This window comes from Nostoc sp. PCC 7524, from assembly GCF_000316645.1.
In the GTDB taxonomy this organism is placed as follows: Bacteria; Cyanobacteriota; Cyanobacteriia; order Cyanobacteriales; family Nostocaceae; genus Trichormus.
Map to the genome: position 1 here is coordinate 176,078 of NC_019684.1, position 25,832 is coordinate 201,909.

General features: G+C 41.4%; 23 protein-coding genes and 1 pseudogene. 13 read left to right on the top strand and 11 right to left on the bottom strand.

Annotated elements, in window-relative coordinates:
- Positions 1 to 434: 434 nt before the first annotated feature.
- Entirely contained in the window at positions 435 to 593 is a 159-nt protein-coding gene (locus NOS7524_RS29785) for a hypothetical protein (protein WP_171815336.1), read from the top strand.
- A gap of 129 nt (positions 594 to 722) precedes the next feature.
- Here NOS7524_RS29785 and NOS7524_RS00750 read toward each other — a convergent pair whose 3' ends face one another.
- From NOS7524_RS00750 to NOS7524_RS00770, 5 genes are all read right to left on the bottom strand, one after another.
- Complete coding sequence (locus tag NOS7524_RS00750) at positions 723 to 1,163, bottom strand: hypothetical protein (RefSeq protein ID WP_041555059.1); 441 nt, start codon at positions 1,161 to 1,163, stop codon at positions 723 to 725.
- Entirely contained in the window at positions 1,153 to 2,733 is a 1,581-nt protein-coding gene (locus NOS7524_RS00755) for a tyrosine-type recombinase/integrase (protein WP_015136515.1), read from the bottom strand. Before NOS7524_RS00755 ends, NOS7524_RS00750 begins: the two co-directional genes overlap by 11 nt.
- A complete protein-coding gene (locus tag NOS7524_RS00760) occupies positions 2,723 to 3,772 on the bottom strand; it encodes a tyrosine-type recombinase/integrase (protein ID WP_235622358.1) in 1,050 nt (349 codons plus the stop codon). The genes NOS7524_RS00755 and NOS7524_RS00760 overlap by 11 nt, the downstream gene beginning before the upstream one ends.
- Positions 3,773 to 3,969: 197 nt before the next feature.
- Entirely contained in the window at positions 3,970 to 4,263 is a 294-nt protein-coding gene (locus tag NOS7524_RS00765; RefSeq protein ID WP_015136544.1) for a hypothetical protein, read from the bottom strand.
- 105 nt (positions 4,264 to 4,368) lie between these two features.
- Positions 4,369 to 5,925, bottom strand: a complete 1,557-nt coding sequence (locus NOS7524_RS00770) for a hypothetical protein (protein ID WP_015136545.1) — start codon at positions 5,923 to 5,925, stop codon at positions 4,369 to 4,371.
- Between the two features lie 238 nt (positions 5,926 to 6,163).
- Between NOS7524_RS00770 and NOS7524_RS00775 the strand changes: the two genes are divergently transcribed.
- Positions 6,164 to 9,379, top strand: coding sequence for an alpha-mannosidase (locus NOS7524_RS00775; RefSeq protein WP_015136546.1), 3,216 nt, complete (start codon positions 6,164 to 6,166; stop codon positions 9,377 to 9,379).
- A gap of 81 nt (positions 9,380 to 9,460) precedes the next feature.
- Here NOS7524_RS00775 and psbN read toward each other — a convergent pair whose 3' ends face one another.
- Entirely contained in the window at positions 9,461 to 9,592 is a 132-nt protein-coding gene (psbN, locus tag NOS7524_RS00780; RefSeq protein ID WP_015136547.1) for a photosystem II reaction center protein PsbN, read from the bottom strand.
- An 85-nt stretch (positions 9,593 to 9,677) separates the two neighbouring features.
- Here psbN and psbH point away from each other — a divergent pair, with 85 nt between their 5' ends.
- From psbH to pth, 3 genes are all read left to right on the top strand, one after another.
- The gene (psbH, locus tag NOS7524_RS00785) at positions 9,678 to 9,881 is read left to right on the top strand and encodes a photosystem II reaction center phosphoprotein PsbH (protein ID WP_015136548.1); all 204 of its coding nucleotides are present in this window, start codon (positions 9,678 to 9,680) and stop codon (positions 9,879 to 9,881) included.
- A gap of 213 nt (positions 9,882 to 10,094) precedes the next feature.
- Positions 10,095 to 10,367: a TatA/E family twin arginine-targeting protein translocase gene (locus NOS7524_RS00790; RefSeq protein WP_015136549.1), complete on the top strand. Its 273-nt coding sequence runs from the start codon at positions 10,095 to 10,097 to the stop codon at positions 10,365 to 10,367.
- 30 nt (positions 10,368 to 10,397) lie between these two features.
- Entirely contained in the window at positions 10,398 to 11,033 is a 636-nt protein-coding gene (gene pth, locus NOS7524_RS00795; protein WP_015136550.1) for an aminoacyl-tRNA hydrolase, read from the top strand.
- Positions 11,034 to 11,289: 256 nt separating this feature from the next.
- Here pth and rpsU read toward each other — a convergent pair whose 3' ends face one another.
- Positions 11,290 to 11,469 carry a 30S ribosomal protein S21 gene (gene rpsU / locus NOS7524_RS00800; protein ID WP_008226419.1) on the bottom strand — a complete coding sequence of 60 codons (180 nt, stop codon included), beginning with the start codon at positions 11,467 to 11,469 and terminating at the stop codon, positions 11,290 to 11,292.
- 137 nt (positions 11,470 to 11,606) lie between these two features.
- Here rpsU and NOS7524_RS00805 point away from each other — a divergent pair, with 137 nt between their 5' ends.
- Both NOS7524_RS00805 and NOS7524_RS00815 read left to right on the top strand, forming a co-directional pair.
- Positions 11,607 to 12,212, top strand: coding sequence for a Uma2 family endonuclease (locus NOS7524_RS00805; protein WP_015136551.1), 606 nt, complete (start codon positions 11,607 to 11,609; stop codon positions 12,210 to 12,212).
- 259 nt (positions 12,213 to 12,471) lie between these two features.
- Positions 12,472 to 12,657 (top strand): annotated as a pseudogene (locus NOS7524_RS00815) (Uma2 family endonuclease); the annotation flags it as partial.
- 71 nt (positions 12,658 to 12,728) lie between these two features.
- Here the strand turns inward: NOS7524_RS00815 and NOS7524_RS00820 are convergent.
- The 3 genes from NOS7524_RS00820 to NOS7524_RS00830 all read right to left on the bottom strand — a co-directional run bounded on the left by NOS7524_RS00820 (position 12,729) and on the right by NOS7524_RS00830 (position 15,171).
- The gene (locus NOS7524_RS00820) at positions 12,729 to 13,079 is read right to left on the bottom strand and encodes a DUF1257 domain-containing protein (RefSeq protein ID WP_015136553.1); all 351 of its coding nucleotides are present in this window, start codon (positions 13,077 to 13,079) and stop codon (positions 12,729 to 12,731) included.
- A gap of 141 nt (positions 13,080 to 13,220) precedes the next feature.
- The gene (gene ycf46, locus NOS7524_RS00825; protein WP_015136554.1) at positions 13,221 to 14,732 is read right to left on the bottom strand and encodes a stress-responsive protein Ycf46; all 1,512 of its coding nucleotides are present in this window, start codon (positions 14,730 to 14,732) and stop codon (positions 13,221 to 13,223) included.
- A gap of 91 nt (positions 14,733 to 14,823) precedes the next feature.
- Positions 14,824 to 15,171, bottom strand: coding sequence for a hypothetical protein (locus NOS7524_RS00830; protein ID WP_015136555.1), 348 nt, complete (start codon positions 15,169 to 15,171; stop codon positions 14,824 to 14,826).
- Between the two features lie 258 nt (positions 15,172 to 15,429).
- On the opposite strand from NOS7524_RS00830, the gene NOS7524_RS00835 reads away from it, so the two are divergent.
- The 4 genes from NOS7524_RS00835 to NOS7524_RS00850 all read left to right on the top strand — a co-directional run bounded on the left by NOS7524_RS00835 (position 15,430) and on the right by NOS7524_RS00850 (position 21,274).
- Entirely contained in the window at positions 15,430 to 15,990 is a 561-nt protein-coding gene (locus NOS7524_RS00835) for a hypothetical protein (RefSeq protein ID WP_327084599.1), read from the top strand.
- 199 nt (positions 15,991 to 16,189) lie between these two features.
- Positions 16,190 to 17,344 (top strand): NAD-dependent epimerase/dehydratase family protein, encoded by a 1,155-nt coding sequence (locus tag NOS7524_RS00840; RefSeq protein ID WP_015136557.1) that lies wholly within the window; start codon positions 16,190 to 16,192, stop codon positions 17,342 to 17,344.
- A gap of 137 nt (positions 17,345 to 17,481) precedes the next feature.
- Positions 17,482 to 18,612 (top strand): glycosyltransferase family 4 protein, encoded by a 1,131-nt coding sequence (locus NOS7524_RS00845; protein WP_015136558.1) that lies wholly within the window; start codon positions 17,482 to 17,484, stop codon positions 18,610 to 18,612.
- An 85-nt stretch (positions 18,613 to 18,697) separates the two neighbouring features.
- A complete protein-coding gene (locus NOS7524_RS00850; RefSeq protein WP_015136559.1) occupies positions 18,698 to 21,274 on the top strand; it encodes a GAF domain-containing protein in 2,577 nt (858 codons plus the stop codon).
- A 51-nt stretch (positions 21,275 to 21,325) separates the two neighbouring features.
- Here the strand turns inward: NOS7524_RS00850 and NOS7524_RS00855 are convergent, their stop codons facing one another.
- Complete coding sequence (locus tag NOS7524_RS00855; protein WP_015136560.1) at positions 21,326 to 21,601, bottom strand: DUF7219 family protein; 276 nt, start codon at positions 21,599 to 21,601, stop codon at positions 21,326 to 21,328.
- An 821-nt stretch (positions 21,602 to 22,422) separates the two neighbouring features.
- Between NOS7524_RS00855 and purC the strand changes: the two genes are divergently transcribed.
- Both purC and NOS7524_RS00865 read left to right on the top strand, forming a co-directional pair.
- Entirely contained in the window at positions 22,423 to 23,160 is a 738-nt protein-coding gene (purC, locus tag NOS7524_RS00860) for a phosphoribosylaminoimidazolesuccinocarboxamide synthase (protein ID WP_015136561.1), read from the top strand.
- Positions 23,161 to 23,255: 95 nt separating this feature from the next.
- Complete coding sequence (locus NOS7524_RS00865) at positions 23,256 to 25,736, top strand: BamA/TamA family outer membrane protein (protein WP_015136562.1); 2,481 nt, start codon at positions 23,256 to 23,258, stop codon at positions 25,734 to 25,736.
- Positions 25,737 to 25,832 lie beyond the last annotated feature (96 nt).

The following is a 25,832-nucleotide window of genomic DNA, read 5'->3' on the forward strand; positions in this document are numbered from 1 at the left end:
AATTTGGGACACGTTGTAAACAAATGTTGCACAAACAGATTTTGCAATTTACTAACTTGCCCAAAAATGGTAATGGGGCATTCAAATTTTTGCACAGTGACATACTCCCACACTGATGCAAGCATACAGTGTGGGCTTCTCATCCAATCCAGCTATTGCTTCTCCTGACGGAGACGCTACGCGAACGGAGGCGATGAGCTTTGTTTTGAGTCCACGAGATGCCCCTCCGCAGACTTGAACAAGTACAAAAATGTTCAATCCTTTGTACTGTCAGAGTTTTACCTACCCACAGAAGCGACAAACAAATGTCTGTTACTGGGTAGAACCCCATACTCTGAGTTGTCAAGGTTCGGCGCACAGGAAGCGGTTAGCTATTAATTTGATTAAACCTGTACGACTTAAGTATATCATGGTTACGGTGATTTGTCGTAATTATGTCAAGAAAACACAGGGTTGAAACAAGACTTAACGACAGGGAATTGGGACTTTTAAAAGAGTTCGCAGAGACTCTGGATATCCCGATGTCTGAAGCGTTGAGAACCTTAGTCCAAAGTTTGGCGATTCGTCGCCCACCCCACTCCCTCAACGAGTGATAGTCGTTATTGGTCGGGGGTGGGACTCCTCACCGCCCTGCCATTCATCTCATCACTTCCGCTATTGCTTATCTAAACCACAATGTACACAACGTTGACTGTATAAGCATTTAACATTGTGAATACTTTCTACAACGTTGACAGTGGATATTTTACCAACATCTCTTGGAAAGATATCCACTGCTCGTCCTGTGTGTAAACAATGATACCGTCTTTGGTGTTTTGGCTGGCAAGAATTAATTTCTTCTTGTAGGCTAATGCGTACCATTCCTTAAAAACATCCAATTCAGATTGTTGTCCAATTTCTTCATTCTTGATCCAACCCTCTTCTATAGCTTTTTTAAGCCATGCACCTGGTTTTTCAATATTGCTACTAGCCATTGCTTCTTTAAAAGCTTTTATTGCATTTAAAACAGTATCTTCCTCTGCTGACTTAATTGTTTTAGTTAAGGTTGGATTCAGTTTAATTCCAATTAAGTCAAGTTGCTGTTTAACATGATCACTGATATCAGAACGTCCAGCCCTTTTCTTATCTAATGAAGTAACCTTTGAATTTTCATCATTGCTCATTCTTGTTGCCCTCCAGAGTATTGATGATATTTTCTAGATTTTTTTTAACATCTTCATTAACTTGAATTTGACGTTGCCAACCATTAGTTTTAGCTACTTCGAGAACTTTATTAGTACGCTCTAAATGTTCCTTATGTTGGTCTAAAAACTCAATGGTTGTACGAAAATCACCGCAGGTTAGGCAGGCATTGCCCTTACTACAGGTAAGCTGTGCGGGTAGTCCACAATATCCATTTGCTAAAGTTTCAGCCAAAACTTTTTTCTTCATCCATTGCAGACCACTATCATTGTCTAATTCTGGATGAAGTGATTCAATAACTTCGCCATTAATATTGACTACTTTATTATCAAGATATTTGTCTATTTCTTTTCTTAATGTCGCATCATGAATATGAGCATAAACCATAGTCATGTGAGGTGAATCATGACCTAAATATCGTTGGACAATATGCTGTGGCACTCCATTATTAATCATTCTTGTCCCAACAGTATGGCGAAACTGATGAGTCTGAAAATTCCATCTCTTGCCCGTGCTATCGCAAATATTAAATTCCTCTGCCAAGTGTTTTAAATGATTAGCAAACGATTGGTCGGTCATAACTTTAGGTTCAGGAATAAATTCTGGCGATGCTTTTCTACCGCAGAAAAGATATTTATAGTCTTTACCAAAATGTTTTTGAATGTAAGCTTGCTGCTCTTTAATAGCCTGGGCAAGCTCTATAGATATAGGCAAGGTAGTTTCAAACTTCATCTTCCAACGCATAAATTGAATAAACCATCCACCTTTACTATCTTGCTTAAGGCAATCTAAAGGTAGTTGACATAATTCTCCTACTCTCAAACCACATTCTTGAATAACCAGCACCATTCTTGTTATTGGCTCAGGTAAGGCATCTAGGTGTTCATTTAATTGACGAATCACTTCATCTGGAATATAACGAGGTAATGATTTTGGGCGACTAGGATAATCCTCTTTACGAATTAAGTAAGGTTCTACATTAAACCATTTATTAGTAACACCAGTTTCAAATAAAGAAGCTATAGCAGAGATACGTTCACCTTTAGTTGCTGGAGCTAGATGTTTTTGATTAAGATAATCTAGGTAGTCGATAATTACAGAGCGAGTTATATCTTCTATTCGATTTACTATTTTATTTTGAGATATAAATCTTGAAAAATTCCTGAAACAAGACAAATATTTTTGTAGCTTTTCAAAGCTAGTTGTTGTCGTAGCAATATATCTAATAAATCTTTTAATATCTTGTTTTAGCCATTCCTGTTGAATAGAGGAAAAATTTAGTTTATCTCCATCATTATGGTGTGGGCTAACTTGTAATCCTAATTCTGAAGCAGTCCAATAATCGTCTAGTATTTTTATATGACTAGCCGATGGATTTATTACAAACTTGTGTTGACATTGTTTGCAACGATATTTTTGTTTTCCTGTTGGATTAATGCCAGCTTTATGATAATCTATGCTGCCACATTTAGGACAATTTATAGTTGATTTTTTAACTGCCTGAAGTTGAGTCTTTTTTTCTTGAGTTTGTGGAATATAGTCATGATTCATTGAAGCCATCTCTCTTTGTCAAATATTTTTGATATTCTTTCTGTAAGTCATCATCTGTTAGATGAACATAAGTGTTAATAGTAGTTTGAATGTTTGCGTGACCCAATCGCTTTTGGACATACGCCATATCCCATCCAGACCTAATTAACTCTGTAGCATGAGTGTGTCTAAGTAAATGAGGTGTCGCTTGAATACCTGTTTTCTTGGCTAACCTTTTAAACAGTCCATTCACAGCACCATAATCCATCGGTTGACCTATTTCACCGTCCCAACAGTTAACAAATACATAATCACAGTCAATATCGTCTGGATATTCTTCAATCAGATAATTAGAGTAGAGTTTCATCAAATCTTTGGAAACATGAATTACTCTTTCAAATCCTGCCTTTGCCCGACTAATATTTATATTGTCAGTTCTGGGTATTACATGAATTTCATTTACTCCTTGTGAACGAATATCCTCATGTCTTAGTCCTAATAACTCACCAATTCTCATGCCAGTTTCATAAAGTAAACAGATAATAAATTTATCTCTAATTCTTTTACAAGCATTAACTAATTCTTTAACCTGCTCCGAAGTTAAACATCCTGGGAAAGTTTTTGGTTCTTTAATTTTCAGTAATCGTGTTTTAACTTCCTTCCCTTTGCTTATGTGGTGTAAAAATGGCTTGTATTTTCGTCCTGGTTGCATCTGATAGCGATAAGCATTAACCCCTTCAGTTGCTCCCAATCGCTCATGAAATTCATAAAAACCACAGACAGTCGTTAGAGCATGGTTAATTGTCTTTTCTGACCGTTTAGACACTTGTGGTTGAATGGATACTACTCCTGGTTCTGGACTTCTTAGCCAGTGAATAAAATCCGATAACTGCTCTAGATTTATTTCCTTCCAATCAATTTGCTTATCTCGTAAAAACTCCCAGAATAACTTTAGGTTGTTGGCGTAAACCCTAACTGTGTTGGGTGACTTTTCTAAACTGTCTAAGTAACGTAGGTATTTTTGGATTGGCTCGATGGGTAAGTAGTCGTCATCTAGCACGATCCATATTGGGCGATTTGAATCCAGTAGCTGACCTTTTTGAACTAACATATCCTCATTGTACACGTTGTGTAAAAGGTGTAGTTAGTATTAATATAGCTTAATAAAAAGAACTCATAAATAATCGTTGTTGTTGTTGTGTAAGATTATTTATGAGTTATAGATAACTTCGCGGTAAGTGAGAGGCTTCTGTCAGTTCAAGCTAAAAAATTCGTAACGTTAAAATTGGAAGTTCCTTCCCAACAATGATTTAAACAAGCATTTACTTGAGCATCAGCAGCATTAGCAGATTCTCTTGATGCGTTTAACTGCACTGCGGTCACAATATACTCAAAAATAATGACAAACTGTTTTTGAGTTGATATTCTTTCTACTACAATTGTTTCACCCACTTTCGGAATTTGTGGCAAGTTAACAATAAATGTCTCAATCTTTGGTTTATCTAGTGGATTTTTAAAATTGAAGTATTTACAGTAAACAAGAATTTTCACGCAGAGAAACACCAAGGAAATTCAAAACACCCTATGGTAACTGATATCTTTTGCGATTATCAATAACCGTAGTTTAGGCAATGCCCTCAAGGTAAAATAGTATTTTTACTTTCTGCGCCATAGGCTTTGTAGTCCCAGAAAAATCTTCACCAACTTTTCTTCTAGCCAGAGCATAGCACGATCCAACAATTCCAGAATTTGTTCTAGTAGATGCTTTTCATAGCCTACTGAAGTCGCTTTGGTTTCTATCCAGTCTGGTTGTGCTTCTACTCCAGTTTCTTGGTGAAGTTGCTGCCGTGAAAGTTCTGCTTTGGCATGACTATTTTCCCAGTGAGAAATACTACTTTCGCTGGGTTTATAAGCAGTGATTCTGCCAGACTTTGATTGAATTCGGGTGAGGTGACGGGGTTGTTTTTTTCTTGGCACTAAATTAGATTGGGCTTTTGATGGGGGAACATTCAATTGCTTGTGCCAAGATAACCCCACCGATTGACTAGGAACAAGAGCAGCTTCAGTTACCTTGTCAGTATCACCATATAAATCATGCCAATCCAGCCAAGTATCTGCGATATCACGATTTAATTGATTATTCTGAGGCAAAAATTGGTCAGGCTGACTGACTAATTGCTTATTTTTACCCACTCCAAAAAAGTAATTAAGAGCCGCTTCAATCAAAGCAGAAACATTTAATTCTGGAGTTGTTAAACCATCATGATTAACTGCTATTTCTCCTGTTCCAGATAGCTGTTCTTTGCCATAAAGAAAAATATTGACATGAGTCTGAACAACTCGCATCATTTCCTGGCTGTTTTTTTGTACAGGTACTATAGCTTTTGTTTCCAAGCTAGCAATAGATGTGTCTATAAATGAAATAATTTTACCTAGGTTGAATTTAGACAACCCTGCTGCTAAAACAGGATTTTCACCTGTATTTTTGCCAGTTAATTTTGCTATTGTTCGCTCGATTTGTGGTAATAACTTTCCTGGTTTTGGAGCTTCGGGTAATTGCTGGAAATGCCAATAATTAGCAACTTCACCAGTGATTCTGTCAGCTAATTTTGCTTGTTGCTGTGGTGTTAAAATATCCAAAATTGCATTCTCGACGCTGACAAGTACCAAACGCCGATGTACCAAATCTGTAGCAATTCCTCTCACAACTGGGAGGGAACGTTGGAGAACATCATTTTGGTTGACAGGGTTGGGACTATCTACCGTTTTATTGGGAATGGTTAAGGATTGAGAAAGATGATAGTTAGTTGTGGGATGATGGAAAAATTTCGACTTTAAGAACTCCCAAGGATTGAACCATGCAGATGTGTTTGCAGGAGTAACAGTTACTTCTTCAGATGTCAAATTCTGGACTGCCTCTAGTACGTGCTGAATGGGGGTATCAGCAGGCGGGGGAGTGTCGGGAGAAAAATCAGTATGATTTGGTTGTAACTTGGGCTGGGGTGGTGCTTCTTGAGAATAAAGCGTTTTCACAGTTGCATCAGCTGATTGCAACAATAAAAACACCGGATAAAGTAGTGCTTCCACCCCCCACTGAGTCGCAACTTGTAAATGCCGGAAGGTGCGTTCCCAATGTTCTGTCAACCGCCGAGATTGCTGGTGGACAAGGTTAAAGAGTCTGCTGTGATAACGACCAGAGGAACCAGAGGACATGGTAGTGAATGATTAATTTGAGCCTTGTTGATTTGCGAGACTCCCGCCCAACAATATCAAAAGAATTCAGAATACAGAATACAGGATTCAGGATTACTATACCTACAGGCTGGGGGTTGAAAAGTTAAAAATTTATTGCTTTACTTCGCCAATAAATCCTCAGCCAGTTTACCAACTCTATTTTGACTGCCGATCGCTTGCTAATAACTATTGTAATTGCCCTAATTTTAGCGAAAATATGAACCCTCCCGTATCTCCATCCTATACAAAATTCATCTCGGATGCGATCGCCCAATTACGCGGTTACTCCCAAGTTAATACCCAATCTACTTGGTTATATCAAGAATCCGAGCGAGAAATTACTGATGTTGTGGCATCCAATTTATCAGACTGGCAACCTGTGGAGTTAAACGCTAAGGGTAACATTGCTTGGAGTGGTGGGCAGAAAGTGCTATGGCTAGCCCAAAAATTCAGAGTTCCCCAAAATCTACACGGGTATCCTTTAGCGGGTTTGTCTTTGCGGTTGTCGTTGTTGTGGTGGGCAGACTCAGCCCAGATTTATGTGAATGGGGAATTAGTGCTGGAGGGGGATTTATTTGATTGTGCGCCTAGGGTGTTGCTGAGTCCAGAGGTGACACCAGAGGAAGAATTTTTTGTGGCTTTACGCCTAGTCAGCCCAGGACATTGTGACGGGGCTTTGGTGCGATCGCTCCTCATCCACGAGTCTAGAGATTATAATTATCCCGACCCCGGTTTTGTTGCCGATGAGTTGGCAATACTACAGCTATATCTAGAAAAATGCGCCCCAGAAAAACTAGATATCCTAGCATCCATCATCAATCAGTTCCCCAGCCATACACCCGAAACCCTCATTACCCTACGTCAACACCTCATCAATCATCTGTCTTCACCTGTATTTATCAATAAAATCTACCTACTAGGACACGCCCATCTAGATTTAGCATGGCTTTGGCCTGTGAGTGAAACCTGGAATGCTGCCCAAAACACCTTTGAGTCAGTCCTAAAGCTACAACAAGATTTTCCCGAATTAATTTTCTGTCATTCCACCCCAGCCCTGTATGCCTGGGTAGAAGCACACCGCCCAGATCTATTTCAGGCAATTCAACAAAAAGTTGCTCATGGCGTGTGGGAAATTATCGGTGGTTTTTGGGTAGAACCAGATTTAAACTTGATTGCCGGTGAATCCATAGTCCGTCAATTGTTGTATGGTCAGCGTTATGTGCAAGAAAAATTCGGCAAGCAGACGAGTGTAGTTTGGGTTCCAGACACCTTTGGTTTTTGCGCCACGTTACCGCAGTTTTTTGCTAACGCAGGCATTAAATATTTTGTCACTCAAAAGCTGCGCTGGAATGATACTAATAAATTTGATTATGGCGCTTTTTGGTGGCGATCGCCTGACGGTAGCCAAGTATTTAGTTATATGTCTGCACCCATTGGCGAAGGCATTGATCCCATAAAAATGGCAGCCTACTCTTTAGAATGGCAAGCCCAAACTAATTTAACCACATCCCTTTGGCTTCCTGGCGTTGGCGACCACGGCGGCGGCCCCACCCGTGATATGTTAGAAACCGCCCGACGCTGGCAGAATTCGCCCTTTTTCCGAGATTTAGAGTTTATCACTGCTGAGAAATATCTCCAGGAAATTGAAGCAGCAGAGAGGAGAGACAGGGGAGACAAGGTAGATTTTTTCCCAGTCTCCAATGCCCCAATACCCAATCCCCAGTCCCCAGTCCCCAGTCACTTCTTTCCCATTTGGAATGACGAACTATATTTAGAATTCCATCGCGGTTGTTACACTACCCACGCAGACCAAAAACGCTGGAATAGGAGTAGCGAAAATTTACTATATCAAGCTGAATTATTTGCTACCTTAGCCAATATGATTTGTGGCCTTACCTATCCCAAAGCAGAGATAGAAACAGCTTGGAAACAAGTATTATTTAACCAGTTTCATGATATTTTACCAGGTTCTTCCATTACCCAAGTTTATGTAGATGCCCTACCCCAGTGGCAGCAAGTGCAACAAGTGGTAACGAAGATATTACAGGCATCATTAGAGGCGATCGCATCCCACTTTACCCTACCAGAGCCACCAAATCCCGATAGTTTACCAATTTTTGTATTTAATTCTCTCAACTGGCAACGATCTGAGGTAGTATCTGTCACCTTACCCACACCCCATCAACAATGGCAAATTTACGACACCACAGGTCAACTAATCATCTCCCAATTATCTGAACCCTCCACCCTCGTATTTCTAGCTACCGATATTCCCCCCGTAGGCTATCGCTTATTTTGGCTTTCCCCCACATCCTCCTCATCCCCCACATCCTCCCCATCCCCCCCATACCCAGAATTCATCCTAGAAAACGAATACCTCCGGGTTATCATAGACCCCGACACCGGAGATTTATCAAGTGTCTTTGACAAAACCCATCAAAGAGAAATATTGAACGGTGCAGGTAATCAACTGCAAGGCTTTAAAGATAGTGGTCAATACTGGGACGCTTGGAATATTGACCCCAATTACGCCCAACATCCCTTACCCGCAACCCATCTTAAATCTATTGAGTGGCTAGAACAAGGATTAGTGCAAAGTCGTCTCCGTGTAGTGCGTCAGTTAGGTGAGTCAGAATTTTGCCAAGATTATATTTTGCAAGCTGGTTCACCACTATTAAAAATAGCCTCTCAGGTGAACTGGCAAGAAAATCAGGTTTTAGTGAAAGCCGCTTTTCCTCTCAATATGACAGCCGACTTTGCTACCTATGAAATTCCTTGTGGTGCAATTCGTCGCCCCACTCAACCCGAAACCCCACAGGAAAAAGCAAAATGGGAAGTTCCCGCTTTACGTTGGGCTGATTTAACTGAAACAAGCGATCAGGGTATTTACGGTATTAGCTTGCTAAATGATTGTAAATACGGTTACGACGCTCAAGCCCAACAACTAAGATTAACACTACTACGCAGCCCTAACTGGCCAGACCCAGAAGCCGACCGAGGTTTGCACAAATTTATGTATGCTTTGTATCCTCACGCTGGTAGTTGGGAATCAGCCCAGACAGTAAGACGCGGTTATGAATTAAACATCCCGTTGCAAGTGATCATAAATCCTACTCTCCACTCCCTACTCCCCACTCCCTACTCCCCACTCCCTAATAGAGATAGACTAAGTGTCTTAAATTTATCAGCCGAAAACCTAGTCTTGATGGCTTTAAAACCATCTGAGGATGAACCCGATAAATTAATACTCCGGTGTTATGAATCCCAAGGAGCAACCGCAGAGTTATGCTTACAAAGTGATTTGGGATTAGCCCTAGGTGAGTCAGTAGATTTATTAGAGTGTCCCACTAATAATTTCTCATCTCAGCAACAAAAATCCATAATCTCTCCTTGGAAAATAGCTAGCTTTCAGGTGCTGAGTAGTAAGTATTGAGTAGGGCATGGGGCATTGGACATTGGACAAAGTTTTTTCCCAGTCCCCAATCCCCAATCCCCAGTCCCTAGTCCCCAGCCCCTAATCTTCATGATCCTCAAAAGGATCTGCCAATTCCTTGCTAGGAGGGCCAAAGGAGGTATAAACTCCATACCCAGTGATCCCAATAATGACGGCGGCTACAGAAATAATAAGAACTATTGCGGGTTCCATAAGTGATTTATAGATGATGAGTGGTATTCTTATAGAATATTACAGAAGATTAAAAAAAGCTTTGGCAACTAATCTTAGGTGAACTATGGCACAACGGACTAGGTTGGGAGATATCCTGAGACCTTTAAATTCTGAGTATGGTAAAGTAGCTCCAGGCTGGGGGACAACTCCTGTAATGGCTATTTTTATGGGGCTATTTTTCGTGTTTTTGCTAATTATTCTGCAACTTTACAACAAGTCAATCATGATTCAAGATGTCATGGTTGACTGGCGTAGTTTAGGTAGCTAAATGAGCATACAGCAACTAAGCTGTTAAAGCTAACAAACACGTACCCGGTTTATCCGGGTTTTTTTGTGCCTTTGCTCCTGAAAAAGTTAGTCTTAATAAGTGGGGGAGTAGGGAATGGGGAATAGGGAAATATGGGAAAGAGATTTAACCAATGCCCAATGCCCAATACCCAATACCCCATTGATATATAAATACTTCAAGAGGAGAAACCGCGTGAATATTTTTGGTATTGGTTTACCGGAAATGGCTCTGATTATGGTTGTGGCGCTATTAATCTTCGGCCCGAAAAAGTTACCAGAAATTGGCCGGAGTTTGGGGAAAGCAATTCGCGGTTTTCAAGAAGCTTCTAATGAGTTCCAATCTGAATTTAAGCGGGAAGCTGAACAATTGGAACAGGCTGTCAAAACTACTGCGGAACTTGAACCTAAGCAAATTGAGGGAGTTAAATCGGAGCAGGATAGTGCTGGTTCTTCCCCAGCCGCTTAATTACCTGCTGCGAATTGATTGACAAAGAACATGACAGAAGTTGTTACGTCGTCGGCTTTAGTGATTCCTCAGCTCATTGTGGGCTTGGGGAATCCAGAGCCAAAATATGACCAAACTCGCCATAATATCGGCTTTGCGGCTGTGGAAGCACTAGCTCGTTCCTGGCAAATTCCCTTGGCTGAAAATCGCAAGTTCCAAGGAGAATTCGGCGAAGGTATAGCGCCAGGAGGTGTGAAAGTCCGTTTACTGAAGCCGTTAACTTATATGAATCGCTCAGGACAAGCAATACAGGCGGTGACAAGTTGGTATAAATTACCTGCTGAGTCAGTGCTGGTGATTTATGATGATATGGATTTGCCTATAGGTAAGACGCGCCTGCGCTTATCTGGTTCGGCTGGGGGACATAATGGCATGAAGAGTGCGATCGCTCATCTTAACACGCAAAATTTCCCCCGGTTACGTATTGGTATCGGTAAACCCAAAAATGCTGTTAATGGCGATAACTCAGATACTGTTTCCTATGTATTGGGAAAATTTACCACGACCGAAACTCAATTAATGTCTCTTGTACTCCAGTTTGTTGTTGAATGTGTAGAACTAAGCCTCAAACAAGGAGTAGAAAAAGCTATGAACCGTTGCAATAGCCGCACTGTTGAGATTTCTTAGTCTTAACCTGTCCCCTGTAGGCTGTCTCTTATTTTTAGGTGTTGATTTTTGGTTAATGGTCAGCAATTTTGCTGATTCCATCTAACCAGATTAACACCTTTGATATATCAAACATCATGAAAAAAACGATATACTCACACCCCATCCGGGGTGCGGCACATCCTGCTTGATTCTTCTTAAAAATAATTAGTGGCAAGTCAATGTTGCTTTTCTAGGTGATTTTCCTCCAGCAACACACATACCAAACCGAATCGGTTTATTTAAAACGTCTCTTGCGTCTAGCTGCCACTGCCTTGCGTTTGCGTTTTTCTAACGGTGTTTCAAAGTGCCGATGATACTTAACATCAGCTAATATGCCTGCTTTAGATACTTGGCGTTTGAATCGGCGTAAAGCTGAATCGATTCCTTCGTTTTCTCCTAGAACCACTTGGGTCATCCGTTTTCCTCATTGATCAATTAGACTCCATTGTAATAGTAGCCTCAAACTTAGCCAAACTTCTTCAGATTGTAGGTGTAATCCCGTGGGGTTAATTTTCTCGCACAACCCGCACCAATCCCCCAACTAGCAAAATTATGACTAAAAGCCTACCCTACATTACCGAAATTGTACCAATAGTATTGCAATTGCCGAGCGCGATCGCCATGAGTAACGACCAATTTTATGAATTTTGTCAACTCAACCACGATTTAAGTATCGAACGCAATGCTATTGGAGAATTAATTATTATGCCCCCAACTGGTTCAGAAACCGATGAAAGCAACTTTAACTTAATTGGACAGTTATGGCTGTGGACAAAACAAGATGGTACAGGCGTAGGTTTTGGTTCTAGTGGTGGGTTTACTTTACCCAATGGCGCGGTACGTTCTCCTGATGCGGCTTGGATAAAACGCACTCACTGGGAAACAATACCATTAGAATTGCGAAAGAAATTTGCACCAATTTGCCCTGAGTTTGTAATTGAATTGCGTTCTGAAACTGATAATTTAAGAACTTTGCAAGACAAGATGCAAGAATATATAGATAACGGCACACAACTGGGTTGGTTAATTGATAGAAAACAACGCCAAGTTTTTATTTATCGTCCGAATATTTCAGTTGAGATATTAAATAATCCTCAAACCATTTCTGGTGAACCCCTATTACCTGGCTTTGTTTTGGATTTAAGTACAGTTTGGTAGATAATAAACTTTCAGTCCGTTATTATTGCCCAATAAGGGTTTCAAACTTATTTACAGGCATTTTTAGCATATTAGGTACTGAAGAACCCAAATTATTACCTAAAGAAAAAATAGCTCTACACAGCATTACCGAAATTACACCAATAGTATTGGAATTACCGAGTGCGATCGCTATAAGTGACGATCTGATGAATTTTGTCAACTCAATCACGATTTACATTATAGATAATATATTCAAAGCAGTAATTCTTCAACAGCTATGACTCAAGCCATACCCAAGCCAGTAACATTTGAGGAATTTGTCGATTGGCTACCCGAAAATACTGCGGTACGCTACGAATTACATAATGGAAGCATTGTTGAGATGGCACAACCAATAGGGGAACATGAGGAAGTCAAGGGTTTTTTGACAATCAAGCTGAGTGCAGCAATTGACCGATTAAACCCATAAAAAAAGCGGGCTAACCGCTATAAATTGGTTAACCCGTGCAGCTTTGGGAACGCGCAGAGAAATTGTTATTGCAATACTAATTTCACATTTGCGTTTTGCAAACCGCGCTGTTTTACTTCTGCCAATGTTTTGTTAACAGCGTATTTTTGGTTGATGGAGTTGATTAACTCGGTTTGGTTGTGCTTCTTAGCAACACCCCACAGGTCAGCGATGAGGTCAAAAGAACCATCGCTGTTGCGAGACCAGCCCAAGTCATATTCGCCTTCCAAAACTGCAACGATGTCGGAACGAACGCGCTGACCGTTATAACCGCGTACATCAGCTTCGGTTTTTACGCTGATACCCAGGTCGCGCAAGGAAGCTTTGAGGATTTCGGCATCGGTGATTTTGGTGCGAAGAGTGCTAAAGTGAGACATTTGGGTTTCCTCCAATGAGAAGATTGAGAACTTTAAGACAACGGTTTGTTTTTAGGGAGCCGCGCTTATCAGGATGCGGCTTTTTTCGTAACTGCTAGCGGGTGAGCTAGCCTTTCCCCCTGGGTGAGCAAGGGAAAGCTTTTAAAACTCCATTCGCTGATATTCAGCAACGGAGGCTGCGGCTGGTCTGGCTCGCTGTCTAGCCCAATCTCTAAGGGCTGTGACTTGTTCTTGCATCGTGCGAGACAGTGGCAAGGTGGCCTTGAGCGCAGCAATAATATCTAATTGGGTGAACTCACGGTCTTGGGCAAAAGCTTCGTACATTGCCGCAATTAACGCTTGTTCAATTTCTGCCCCAGAAAAACCATCGGACATCTTGGCTAGTTGCTCCAAGTCAAACCGGGAGATGTCTTCACGGCGCTTATTGAGGTGGATCTTGAAGATATCACATCGTTCTTCAGGTGTGGGCAGATCCACAAAGAAAATTTCATCGAAACGACCTTTCCTCAAGAACTCCCCAGGTAAGCGTTCTACTCGGTTGGCTGTAGCCATAACAAACACTGGAGATTTTTTCTCTTGCATCCATGTGAGGAAAGACCCAAATATCCTGCTAGATGTGCCGCCATCGGAATCACCAGAACCAGCACTACCAGCAAAGGATTTATCTAATTCGTCGATAAACAGAATTGCCGGGGAGATGGATTCTGCTGTTTTTAGGGCATTACGCAGATTAGCTTCACTTCGTCCCACCATTGAGCCGTCGTAAACTCGCCCCATATCCAAGCGCAACAGTGGTAAACCCCACAGTCGGGATGTTGTTTTGGCGATGAGTGATTTACCACAACCAGGAACCCCTAAAATTAGCATCCCTTTCGGTTGAGGTAGACCATACTCTCTGGCTCTCTCTGTAAAAGCGTTAGAGCGTTGCTTGAGCCATTTTTTTAGCTCTTCCAAGCCGCCGATCGCATCAATGGTTTCATCTTCTTCAATGTATTCTAGGATACCATTGCGCCGAATCAGTTGCTTTTTCTCAGATAGAACTATATCTACTTCTGCTTCTGTCAGCCGTCCTGTGGTGACTTGGGCTTTACGATACACTTTCTCAGATTCATCTTTAGTTAAGCCTAAAGCCGCTCTGAGGAGTTTTTCCCGCGCTTCTGTAGTCAAACGCTGCCCACGATGGTGGTCGAGATGGTGAGTCAAAACTTTGTTTAACTCTGACATATCTGGCAGTTGGAAATCCAGAACCACGACCTCTTTTTCTAGTTCAATGGGTACTTGCTGAAATGGTGACATCAAAATGATGTTCTTTTGCATACCCTTAAAACTAGCGATCGCATCACGTAATGACCTTGTGGTCGCAGGAGCATCAATAAAAGGATGTAAATCTTTAAGAATAAATATACCGGGTTCTTTTTGCTGAATGATCCAACCGATTGCCGCCTCTGGAGAAAGGGTGTTGTGTTGACTTACACTCCGGGTTTGACCGTACTCCACGATGCCATGAGTTACTGTCCAAACAAAGACTCGGCGTTGAGGCCTTAGCAATTGGGCGATTGTGGAAATTGATTGCTCTGCCCGCTCTTCCTCGGAGGTCACAAGGTAGATTAGTGGGTATTGAGCCTGAATTAGAATATTGAGCTCTTCTTTCATAAATCGACCTACTTGAGACCCTAGTACAGTACAGACATCGTTTTGTTGGCAACAACAACCGAAAATATAAATTACTTACCTTAATTCCTATCTAGCAAGGAACCAATTCTTCCTCACCCTTGGGATGGGTTTCATCTTCAGCCATTTCATCAATAGGAAGATGCTCATGACCGATGATTCCTGGTTGACTTCCTAAAGCTACCAACTCCCCATCACGCAACGCCAGTGAACTTTCACAAGTGGGACAAGCATAAACTCTATGAGTTTGTCCGTAAGCAGAAGCTTCTAATTCATCAACTAAATCTGAGTTAGTTAGGTAAAAAACAAGGGCGCGTTCAGCAAGGTCTGACATTGGTTCGGAATCTATTGCTGACCGAATCTTCAGCTTTTTGTGCAGTTCTGACGATAAGTACAACGTAACCTTTTGCTTAGATTGCATATAACTCTTTAGTGGTCTTACCCGGGTATGTATATCACGTTATCGACTGCCAGCTTGGTTGTCAAGACAGCAAGACGTTTTGACAGCAATTTTGTCATACTTCTTTACAATGTAAACTATTTTGTTACAGATGTTGTGACTAATAAAAGTTATCTAAGACACTAATACTTAATGATTTCTCTATAGAGGCTAGGGACTGATATTTTTGTGGAATTCCTGTATATCAAGTCAATTCTGGGTTTAATTACAAGTGGAATTGTGTCTGTCTCAACAGCAAAAATTCGGGCATTGATTCAATTAATTAATACTCAATATCAAGTAGTTGGTGAAGTGATGCCTAACGGCAAGTTAATTCTTTGTCTATGTACTTTGCTCTTCATGCTGTGGGGATGTTCTGCACCTAGTACCAATGTCTCGAACGCTTCTTGGAAGACTTACACTAATTCCCGTTATGGCTTTGAGTTTCCCTATCCCAGCAACTGGGAAACTTTAGCCGCACCCAGCAATGATGATGGGATAGCTTTTGTGTCACCTCGAAACAAATCTGTAGAAATTCGTGGGTGGGCAAGTAATCAGTTATCGGATGTAACACCCAAAGAATCAGACACTAAAATCCCAACCAGTCCGAATTTTAGAACCGTCCAAGGTGTGTCAGGGATAATACTTGTAGATGTGGGCCATTCCGTAAGTTCCATGACCATGACACTGACGCAGAATCAAGTAAAATACTACTTGCAGGGACGCAGCCCCAGTCAAGAATTTCCAGATTACTATCGTTTGTTTTACTACATAGCCCAACAGTATCGAATTACTAAGTAGCCGTCATACCCTGCGCGTCAACATGGGGGCAACCTCCTTCTCTATGAGAGGCTTACGCCAACGCGTAGCGCCTCGTAGAGAAGATTGCGCCGATTCACCTATATCCTGTTCCCTAATTTCGTCACATCCTTCAGATTGATGAGTGAGCAGGGGCAGAAACCTGATAGATTTAGCTAACAGCGAGTACAAACTGGTGAAAATGAAAGTCCTAGTTATTGGTGGCGATGGATATTGCGGTTGGGCAACCGCACTTTATCTTTCCAATCGCGGTTATGAAGTTGGAATATTAGATAGTTTAGTGCGTCGGCATTGGGATAATGAATTGGGTATCGAAACCCTAACGCCGATCGCACCAATTCAGCAACGCCTCCAACGCTGGCAAGATTTAACAGGTAAATCTATTGACTTGTTCGTTGGCGATATTACCAACTACGAATTTCTGCACAAAGTGTTGCGCCAATTTGAGCCAAATGCCATAGTGCATTTTGGTGAACAGCGTTCAGCACCATTTTCCATGATTGACCGAGAACACGCAGTTCTGACCCAGGTCAATAATGTTGTTGGCACATTGAACCTGTTATATGCGATGAAGGCAGATTTTCCCGACTGTCATTTGGTGAAGTTGGGAACAATGGGTGAATACGGCACACCTAACATTGACATTGAAGAAGGTTATATCACCATTGAACACAATGGGCGCAAAGATACCCTACCTTATCCGAAACAGCCCGGTTCAATGTATCACCTAAGCAAAGTACATGATAGCCATAATATTCACTTTGCTTGCCGGATTTGGGGTTTACGCGCCACAGACTTAAACCAAGGTGTGGTTTATGGTGTCCTGACTGAAGAAACAGGAATGGATGAATTGCTGATTAACCGTCTAGATTACGATGGCGTGTTTGGGACAGCATTGAATCGTTTCTGTATTCAAGCGGCGATTGGCCATCCCCTGACTGTTTACGGTAAAGGCGGACAAACTCGCGGATTTTTGGATATTCGGGATACAGTCCGATGTATTGAAATTGCGATCGCTAATCCAGCACAACCAGGTGAATTCCGCGTCTTTAACCAATTTACCGAACAATTTAGCGTCGGTGATTTGGCATTAATGGTGAAGAAAGCCGGTAATGCTTTGGGATTGAATGTAGACATCAATAACTTAGAGAATCCGAGAGTCGAGAAAGAAGAACATTACTTCAACGCTAAAAACACTAAATTACTCGATTTAGGTTTACAGCCTCACTATCTCTCTGATTCTCTACTCGATTCTTTGTTAAACTTTGCCATCAAATATCAAAAACGAGTTGATCAAAAGCAGATTTTACCTAAAGTCTCTTGGCATAGAAGTTAAACAAGCACTAGAGCAAACAGCTTCTTCGTTTTCTAGAGGTATAAGGGTATGAGGGTGTAAGGATATAAGGGTTCTGTACACCTACACCTTTACATCTACGTACCCCTACACCCTTTTTGTTGACTAAATAGTTTTGTATGAGAATTGCCTTATTCACCGAAACCTTTCTACCCAAGGTTGACGGTATTGTCACACGCCTACGTCATACCGTTGATCACTTGCAACGTCAGGGAAATCAAGTTTTAGTCATAGCCCCAGACGGTGGAATTACGGAACACAAAGGAGCGAAAGTTTACGGCGTTAGTGGCTTTCCCTTACCTCTGTATCCAGAATTGAAAATGGCATTACCCCGCCCAGCTATTGGTTATGCCCTAGAACAGTTTCAGCCCGATATTATTCATGTTGTGAACCCGGCAGTTTTGGGATTGTCCGGGATTTTTTATAGCAAAGTCCTAAAACTGCCTTTAGTGGCTTCTTACCATACCCATTTGCCCCAATATCTTCAGCATTACGGCTTGGGGATGTTAGAAGGGTTGCTGTGGGAACTACTGAAAGCAGGGCATAATCAAGCAGCCTTGAATCTCTGTACTTCTACGGCAATGATGGCAGAACTGTCAGCGCATGGTATTGAGCGGGTAGATTTATGGCAACGGGGAGTAGATACAGAACTATTTCACCCCGATTTAGCTAGTTTAGAAATGCGCGATCGCCTAACGCAGAATCATCCAGAAAGCCCATTATTACTGTATGTTGGCCGTCTTTCTGCCGAAAAAGAAATAGAACGCATCAAACCCATCCTTGAAGCCATTCCCACAGCCCGATTAGCACTGGTAGGAGATGGCCCCCACCGCCAAGCCTTAGAAAAACACTTTGCAGGCACAAATACCCACTTTGTAGGCTATCTCATGGGGCGTGAGTTAGGGGCTGCCTTTGCTAGCGCCGATGCGTTTATCTTTCCTTCCCGAACAGAAACCCTAGGCTTAGTTCTACTAGAAGCAATGGCAGCCGGCTGTCCCGTAGTAGCAGCCCGTTCTGGCGGCATTCCCGATATTGTTACAGATGGTGTCAATGGCTATCTTTTTGATCCAAAAGCTGATATTCAAGATGCCATTGATTCTACTATTCGCCTTTTAGAACACAAACAAGAACGCGATGCTATCCGTCAAAATGCTCGTCGAGAGGCTGAAAAATGGGGCTGGGCATCAGCCACGCGCCAGTTACAAGATTATTATCAAAAAGTGATGTTTGCTGAGAAGGTAGGGGTGTAGGGGAGATGAGGAAGATGAGGAAGATGAGGAAGAACATTACCTATTGCCTATTGCCTATTACCTATTGCCTATTGCCTATTAACTAATGACTCTTCCTAATCCTGGTAGCGTTTTGGCTACATTAACAGAACTAACTCAAGTTAATCGTACCCACACACTATTACGTCGTGTCAAAGACCTTTCTGTTAATGAATTTGTTTGTTTACTAGACTTTATCACCGCCGAGTTTCAGCAATTTCTGAGAGCCATTGAACTAATTAATAATGAAGCTCTAGAAAATATGCTGGAGAAAGTTTTAGAAGCTATTACGCTCAAAATTGGTCAAATTCTCCAGGCAGAACATACAGCTATTTTTTTAGTTGACAATGATAAAGGTCAATTGTGGTCAAAAGTTCCGCAAGATAACGGGCAGAAATTTTTAGAAATTCGTACTCCTATTAATTTTGGTATTCCTGGTCATGTTGCTAGTACAGGTCAATCTTTAAATATTGGGGAAACTATTACTCATCCTCTCTTTAGCCCAGATTTAGAAAAACAAATGGGCTATAAAATTTACAATATTTTATGTATGCCTGTTGTTAGCAGTAAAAACCAAGTGGTAGCTGTTGTACAACTAGCAAATAAAACGGGAAATGTACCTTTTAATTTGGAAGATGAGGAACATTTTCGAGATTTTGCGGCTTCTATCGGGATTATTTTAGAAACTTGCCAATCTTTTTATGTAGCAGCCCGGAATCAACGAGGTGCAACGGCTCTGTTAAGGGCAACACAAACACTAGGGCAAAGTTTAGATTTAGAAGCTACTTTGCAAATAGTGATGGAACAAGCCCGCATTTTAATGCAAGCAGACCGCAGTACATTATTTTTGTATCGTAAAGAAATGGGGGAACTGTGGACAAAAGTAGCAGCAGCAGAAGACACGACAAACTTAATGGAAATTCGCATTTCTGCCCACCGTGGTATTGCTGGTTATGTAGCATCAACAGGTGAAGCACTTAATATTCCCGATGCCTATAAAGACCCCAGATTTGACCCTTCAACAGATAGAAAAACTGGCTATATAACTCGTAATATTCTCTGTTTACCAGTATTTAATTCAGCCAATGAATTGATTGGAGTAACACAATTAATTAATAAGCAACAAGGTAGTTTTACTGCTTCTGATGAAGAGTTTATGCGGGCATTTAATATTCAGGCTGGAATTGCCTTAGAAAATGCCCGCTTATTTGAAAATGTGCTATTAGAAAAACAGTATCAAAAAGATATTTTGCAAAGTTTATCTGATGCAGTAATTTCTACTGATATGGCTGGTCGGATTGTCACAATTAATGATGCAGCTTTACAGTTATTAGGATGTCCTTTAGGAGAAATTAATCATAAAAATAATAAATTACTATGGGAACAAAATTTAATTGGTCGCCTAGTTTGGGAGGTAGTACCAGTTGAAAATTTACAGATGCGTTTAGAAGATAGTTTAAAAACTGGTGCTAAACATTATGTACCAGAGCAAAGTTTGACAGTAGGGATTTATCAATCACAGAGTATTGAGGAAGGACTGACAAATGAACCGCAATATTTTATTTTGACTGTGCGCGATCGCACCAATCCCAATGTTTTTATTCCCTGGAATTTACCCCTCACTCCCCAATCAAACTTTCTCAACGAGAATCAGGTAAAAACCCTAGAACGCAGTATCAATCTTACTGTTAATCCTCTCACCAACCCAGAAGGCGGAGTTAGGGGTGGGTTGGTAGTTTTGGAAGACATTAGCCAAGAAAAACGCCTCAAGACTACCATGTATCGCTACCTCACGCCCCACGTAGCCCAACAAGTCATGGCATTAGGAGAAGATGCCTTAATGGTGGGAGAACGTAAGGAAGTGACTATTTTATTTTCAGATATTCGGGGTTACACCACACTGACCGAAAATTTGGGAGCGGCGGAAGTTGTGGCACTGTTGAATCAGTATTTTGAAACAATGGTAGAGGCAGTTTTTAACTATGAAGGAACTCTTGATAAATTTATTGGTGATGCCTTAATGGCAGTATTTGGCGCACCCATTACACTCACAGAAAACCATGCTTGGCAGGCATTACAATCAGCTTTAGAAATGCGCCACCGTCTAGCAGAATTTAATCAACGGCGAATTATCCAATCACAGCCACAAATTCATATCGGCATTGGTATTAGTTCTGGGGAAGTAGTTTCAGGAAATATCGGTTCGCAAAAACGCATGGATTACACCGTGATTGGGGATGCTGTAAATTTAGGTTCGCGCTTAGAGACAGTCACTAAAGAATACGGTTGTGACATTATTTTGAGCGAATTTACCTACCAATTATGCAGCGATCGCATTTGGGTAAGGCAATTAGATAAAATCCGCGTCAAAGGCAAACACCAGGCGGTAAATATATATGAGTTAATTAGCGATCGCAGCACCCCTCTAGACACTAAAACCCAAGAGTTTTTGTTTCACTACCATGCTGGACGTGCTGCTTATCTATCACGCAATTTTACTCAAGCGATCGCCTGTTTTGAAGCTGCCAAACATATTCAACCCACAGATCAAGCAGTTAATCTCCACTTAGAACGCGCTTATAATTACCAACATACACCACCGCCAAAAGATTGGGATGGCGTGTGGACAATGATAATAAAATAGTTAATAGTCATTAGCTTTTCTCTGTGCTGCCAGTCCTCAGTCTCCCATACCCTAACTTTCAGGGTTATCGCTATCGTTCTGAAATGGGTTTTCACCAATTTGCAGTTGTTTTTTAGTGCGCTTCAAGTTTTTCCATAAAGCTTTAATTTGTTCGTAAGCTTCGTCTGGTGATAGCTTTCCGCCAGTTTCTAAATTACAAATGTAACTCACCCTTTGGGCAAATTCTTGAAGATTGGCGTTAAAAACTAGGTTTTCTGGCTTTACTTGACCGTAATAACGTCCACGAGGATAGATAAAATCATCTTTGTTCACTATTATGCGCTCCATTTCTTCAAATCCTCTCTGTTTTCCTATTTGAAACTAAATCACTAGCAGACAGTTTATTTTTTACTTAGAAAATTTGGATATTTCTATTAGGAACTATCTAAAATTGATTCATTGAAATTTACAAAAAATAATGATACTAGCTAAACCAATTTTCGGACTTTTTATTCTTAAAACAGGTAATGAATCCAACTATGCAACTAATCAAAACTTTCCTGATAGCCTAAATTAATTTATTTTATATCTCTTGTCTCATAGTTAAGTCAAATCCAATTTTTATAACCAACAAAGAGGGATTTTATAGAGGAGTTAAATCTTTTTGACTTTGAATATAGATAATTCTCACTATAAATCATTTAAAAATCAGATGAATTAACCAAATTCTGAGTAAGTCTTAGAGAGCAGATAGTAAAATCTCCTGGAAATTATTAACGATTTATTTCATCTTATTTCACTTTTTATAAAAGTGTCTTGTAAATTTTCCTTCTTGTCATAAAAGTACATGGTATCCCTATATACTTATATTTTTAGCTGGACTGAAATATTGACAAAAAACACTATCAGTGTTGATGTTAAAAATAAACTGTGGGTCTCACAGTATCACAGTTAAAAGACAATGAGCCTCTGTTAAAGGTTATATACTCAGTAGTTAAAATTCCTGAATTGCGCCCCCAATTCTCTATTTGTCTAGAAAAATGTAGTCTCCAATACAAATAGATGATGCTTTGACTACAGGCTGATGGTTAATATTCAATGACTAAAGATAAAATAGTGAAGCCCTAAAGGACAAACTTTGTCCATCGCTTACCACTTTACCTCCCATCATGTCTGTTCATTCCAAACTATACGAAGGCAAAGCAAAAATTCTTTATACAACTGACGATCCGGAAGTTTTGCTAGCTGATTTTAAAGACGATGCCACCGCATTTAACGCTCAAAAGCGAGGCAGTATCCTTGGTAAAGGGAGGATAAACTGTAGTATTGCCAGTCAGCTTTTTCAACAATTGGAACTATCCGGTATAAAGACTCACTTTATAGATAATCCTCAACCGCATCAAATGCGAGTGAAAGCAGTCAAAATCTTGCCTTTAGAAGTGGTTGTCCGCAATATTGCTGCTGGTAGTCTGTGTCAACAAACAGGGTTAGCACTAGGTACAGTTTTAAAGCAACCCCTAGTAGAGTTTTATTATAAAAATGATCAATTGGGAGATCCACTATTAACACGCGATCGCCTCTTACTGATGGAACTAGCTACTGCGGAACAAGTAGATGAAATTACGCATCTTGCATTGCAAATTAACGAATTCCTCAAGGAATTTTGGCTGGGGTGCGGTATTACCTTAGTAGACTTCAAACTAGAATTTGGTTTGGACTCACAACAGCAAATACTCTTAGCGGATGAAATTAGTCCCGATACCTGCCGTTTGTGGAAGACAACAGAAACAGATCCCAATCGCCGTGTCTTGGACAAAGACCGCTTCCGTAAAGATTTGGGTAATGTAGAAGATGCTTATGAGGAGGTTTTACAAAGAGTGCTACAGGCAGTAGAAACAAAAAAATAGATAAGTGAAAGCAACAAGTAAAAGTAATATATCTTTGGCAAGAGAATAATATTGCTTGGTGATGGTGTGTGGATGTGAAGAGGAATATAAGTAATATGCGTTTATCCCCAGTTTTGCTGGCAGCTGTAGCCATTACAGCGCCCTTAAGTAGTTCTTTAAGTGCAAATGCACAAACTCCTAACAGTGTAGAGCAGACTGTAAAAGTTTTCCCACCTGCGACTAATCAGCAGATGGAACAAAATGAAATCACCTCATCCCAGTCTAACTTCACCGAAGTTAAGACATGGGAAGAGACACCAGCAGCTGCTTTATCATCTCTCAATCAGTCAACCAAGTCGGAAGCAAAGACAACAAAAGAGGTTGTAGTACCTACTTTAGAACTGGCAACAACCTCAAACCCTTCTCATCAAAAGCCAAAATCTTTTCCTGATCTTGTCCCTAGCGCAGTGGAACCAATAGCAGCTGGTGCTACCGTTAGCACTGATGCACCAAAAAAGGCATTAGCTCTGAGGCCTCCTGTGGTGATCTCTCCATCTCAACCAGCAGCAACCGCGACAAAAGCCACAAATAAAGTAGTTCCGTCTACAGGAACTGCCAAGCAACTGGTACAAGCACCGGAAACAACACCTACCCCAGAGATTACACCCCCAACTACTGAAGAACAAACACCTACACCAACCCCTACCCAGGAAAATTTCAACACTCCCACCCCTACCCCAGAAACTACCGAACCCCGTGTATTAGTTTCTGAAGTAGTTGTTAGACCACAGACTGGGCAATTAACCCCAGAATTAGAAACCCAAGTTTACAACGTCATTCGTACCCAACCAGGACGGACAACCACCCGTTCCCAATTGCAAGAAGATATTAATGCTATCTTTGGCACAGGCTTTTTCTCCAACGTCCAAGCTGTACCAGAAGATACACCATTGGGGGTAAGAGTCAGCTTCATTGTCCAGCCCAACCCTGTATTATCCAAAGTAGAAATACAGGCAAATCCAGGTACTGATATTCCTTCCGTACTTCCATCTGGTACCGCCGATGAAATCTTTCGGGATCAGTATGGCAAAATCCTCAACTTGCGAGACTTACAAGAAGGCATCAAGGCATTAACTAAGCGGTATCAAGACCAAGGATACGTTCTAGCCAACGTGATTGGCGCACCACAAGTTTCAGAAAGTGGAGTTGTCACCCTACAAGTAGCCGAAGGGGTTGTAGAGAATATTAAAGTCCGGTTCCGTGATAAAGAAGGTCAAGAAACTGACGAAAAAGGACAACCAATTCGGGGACGCACCCGTGAGTACGTGATCACGCGAGAATTGGAGTTGAAGCCAGGACAAGTATTCAACCGCAACACCGTACAAAAAGACCTACAACGGGTATTCGGTACAGGATTATTTGAAGATGTCAATGTCTCCCTTGACCCTGGTACAGACCCTAGTAAGGTAGATGTAGTTGTAAATGTAGTTGAGCGCAGTAGTGGTTCGATCGCGGCTGGGGCTGGTATTAGTTCTGCTAGTGGACTATTTGGTACAGTTAGCTATCAGCAACAAAACTTGGGTGGCAGAAACCAAAAGCTAGGGGCAGAAATTCAGGTAGGTCAACGGGAATTACTGTTTGACCTCCGCTTCACAGACCCTTGGATTGCAGGTGATCCTTACCGGACTTCCTACACAGCCAATATTTTCCGCCGTCGTTCCATTTCTTTAGTTTTTGATGGGCCAGACAACGACATTAGAACTGTTAATCCTGCAAATACCGATACAGATGATCAGGATCGTCCCCGTGTTACCCGCCTAGGTGGTGGTGTCACATTTACTCGTCCCCTATCGGCTAATCCTTACGAGCGGTCAGAATGGACTGCTTCGGCTGGGTTACAGTATCAAAGAGTTTCTACCCGTGATGGTGATGGTAACAAGAGAAGATTCGGGGCAGTATTTAACGATGCAGGCGAACAAATTAGTGAATCTATTCCCCTAAGCCTTTCTGGCACAGGTGAAGATGACCTATTACTTTTGCAACTAGGCGCACAGCGTGATCTCCGTAATAATCCTTTACAACCAACTAGCGGTTCTTTCCTACGTGTGGGTGTAGATCAATCAGTACCCGTTGGCGCAGGTAATATCTTCCTCACTAGATTCCGGGGTAGCTATAGTCAATATTTACCCGTGAAATTCACAGGCTTTACTAAAGGACCGGAAACCCTAGCTTTTAACATCCAAGGTGGTACAGTCCTGGGCGATTTGCCTCCTTATGAAGCCTTTACTCTGGGTGGTAGTAACTCAGTTCGGGGTTATGAAGAAGGTGCCTTAAGCAGTGGACGCAGCTATGTACAAGCCTCCGTGGAATACCGCTTTCCCGTTTTCTCAGTCGTTAGCGGCGCATTATTCTTTGATGTTGGCAGTGACTTAGGCTCAACTACCAGAGCAGGTGAGATACTAAACAAAAACGGTACAGGCTACGGCTATGGTCTTGGTGTGCGAGTCCAGTCACCATTGGGACCCATTCGGATTGACTACGGTATCAACGATGATGGTGATAGCCGCATCAATTTTGGTATTGGCGAAAGGTTTTAGGGAAGGCAATAGGCAATAGGCAATAGTTATTCTCCTCTGCTCCCCAGTCCCCAGTCCCTTTTTCTATCAGGGTATTTACCAGTAGTTAGCATGAAT

Coding starts and splice junctions, on each gene's coding strand:
- NOS7524_RS29785 (WP_171815336.1), top strand. CDS start 435: ATGTCAAGAAAACACAGGGTTGAAACAAGACTTAACGACAGGGAATTG.
- NOS7524_RS00750 (WP_041555059.1), bottom strand. CDS start 1,163: ATGAGCAATGATGAAAATTCAAAGGTTACTTCATTAGATAAGAAAAGG.
- NOS7524_RS00755 (WP_015136515.1), bottom strand. CDS start 2,733: ATGAATCATGACTATATTCCACAAACTCAAGAAAAAAAGACTCAACTT.
- NOS7524_RS00770 (WP_015136545.1), bottom strand. CDS start 5,925: ATGTCCTCTGGTTCCTCTGGTCGTTATCACAGCAGACTCTTTAACCTT.
- NOS7524_RS00775 (WP_015136546.1), top strand. CDS start 6,164: ATGAACCCTCCCGTATCTCCATCCTATACAAAATTCATCTCGGATGCG.
- psbN (WP_015136547.1), bottom strand. CDS start 9,592: ATGGAACCCGCAATAGTTCTTATTATTTCTGTAGCCGCCGTCATTATT.
- psbH (WP_015136548.1), top strand. CDS start 9,678: ATGGCACAACGGACTAGGTTGGGAGATATCCTGAGACCTTTAAATTCT.
- pth (WP_015136550.1), top strand. CDS start 10,398: ATGACAGAAGTTGTTACGTCGTCGGCTTTAGTGATTCCTCAGCTCATT.
- rpsU (WP_008226419.1), bottom strand. CDS start 11,469: ATGACCCAAGTGGTTCTAGGAGAAAACGAAGGAATCGATTCAGCTTTA.
- NOS7524_RS00805 (WP_015136551.1), top strand. CDS start 11,607: ATGACTAAAAGCCTACCCTACATTACCGAAATTGTACCAATAGTATTG.
- NOS7524_RS00820 (WP_015136553.1), bottom strand. CDS start 13,079: ATGTCTCACTTTAGCACTCTTCGCACCAAAATCACCGATGCCGAAATC.
- ycf46 (WP_015136554.1), bottom strand. CDS start 14,732: ATGAAAGAAGAGCTCAATATTCTAATTCAGGCTCAATACCCACTAATC.
- NOS7524_RS00830 (WP_015136555.1), bottom strand. CDS start 15,171: ATGCAATCTAAGCAAAAGGTTACGTTGTACTTATCGTCAGAACTGCAC.
- NOS7524_RS00840 (WP_015136557.1), top strand. CDS start 16,190: ATGAAAGTCCTAGTTATTGGTGGCGATGGATATTGCGGTTGGGCAACC.
- NOS7524_RS00845 (WP_015136558.1), top strand. CDS start 17,482: ATGAGAATTGCCTTATTCACCGAAACCTTTCTACCCAAGGTTGACGGT.
- NOS7524_RS00850 (WP_015136559.1), top strand. CDS start 18,698: ATGACTCTTCCTAATCCTGGTAGCGTTTTGGCTACATTAACAGAACTA.
- NOS7524_RS00855 (WP_015136560.1), bottom strand. CDS start 21,601: ATGGAGCGCATAATAGTGAACAAAGATGATTTTATCTATCCTCGTGGA.
- purC (WP_015136561.1), top strand. CDS start 22,423: ATGTCTGTTCATTCCAAACTATACGAAGGCAAAGCAAAAATTCTTTAT.
- NOS7524_RS00865 (WP_015136562.1), top strand. CDS start 23,256: ATGCGTTTATCCCCAGTTTTGCTGGCAGCTGTAGCCATTACAGCGCCC.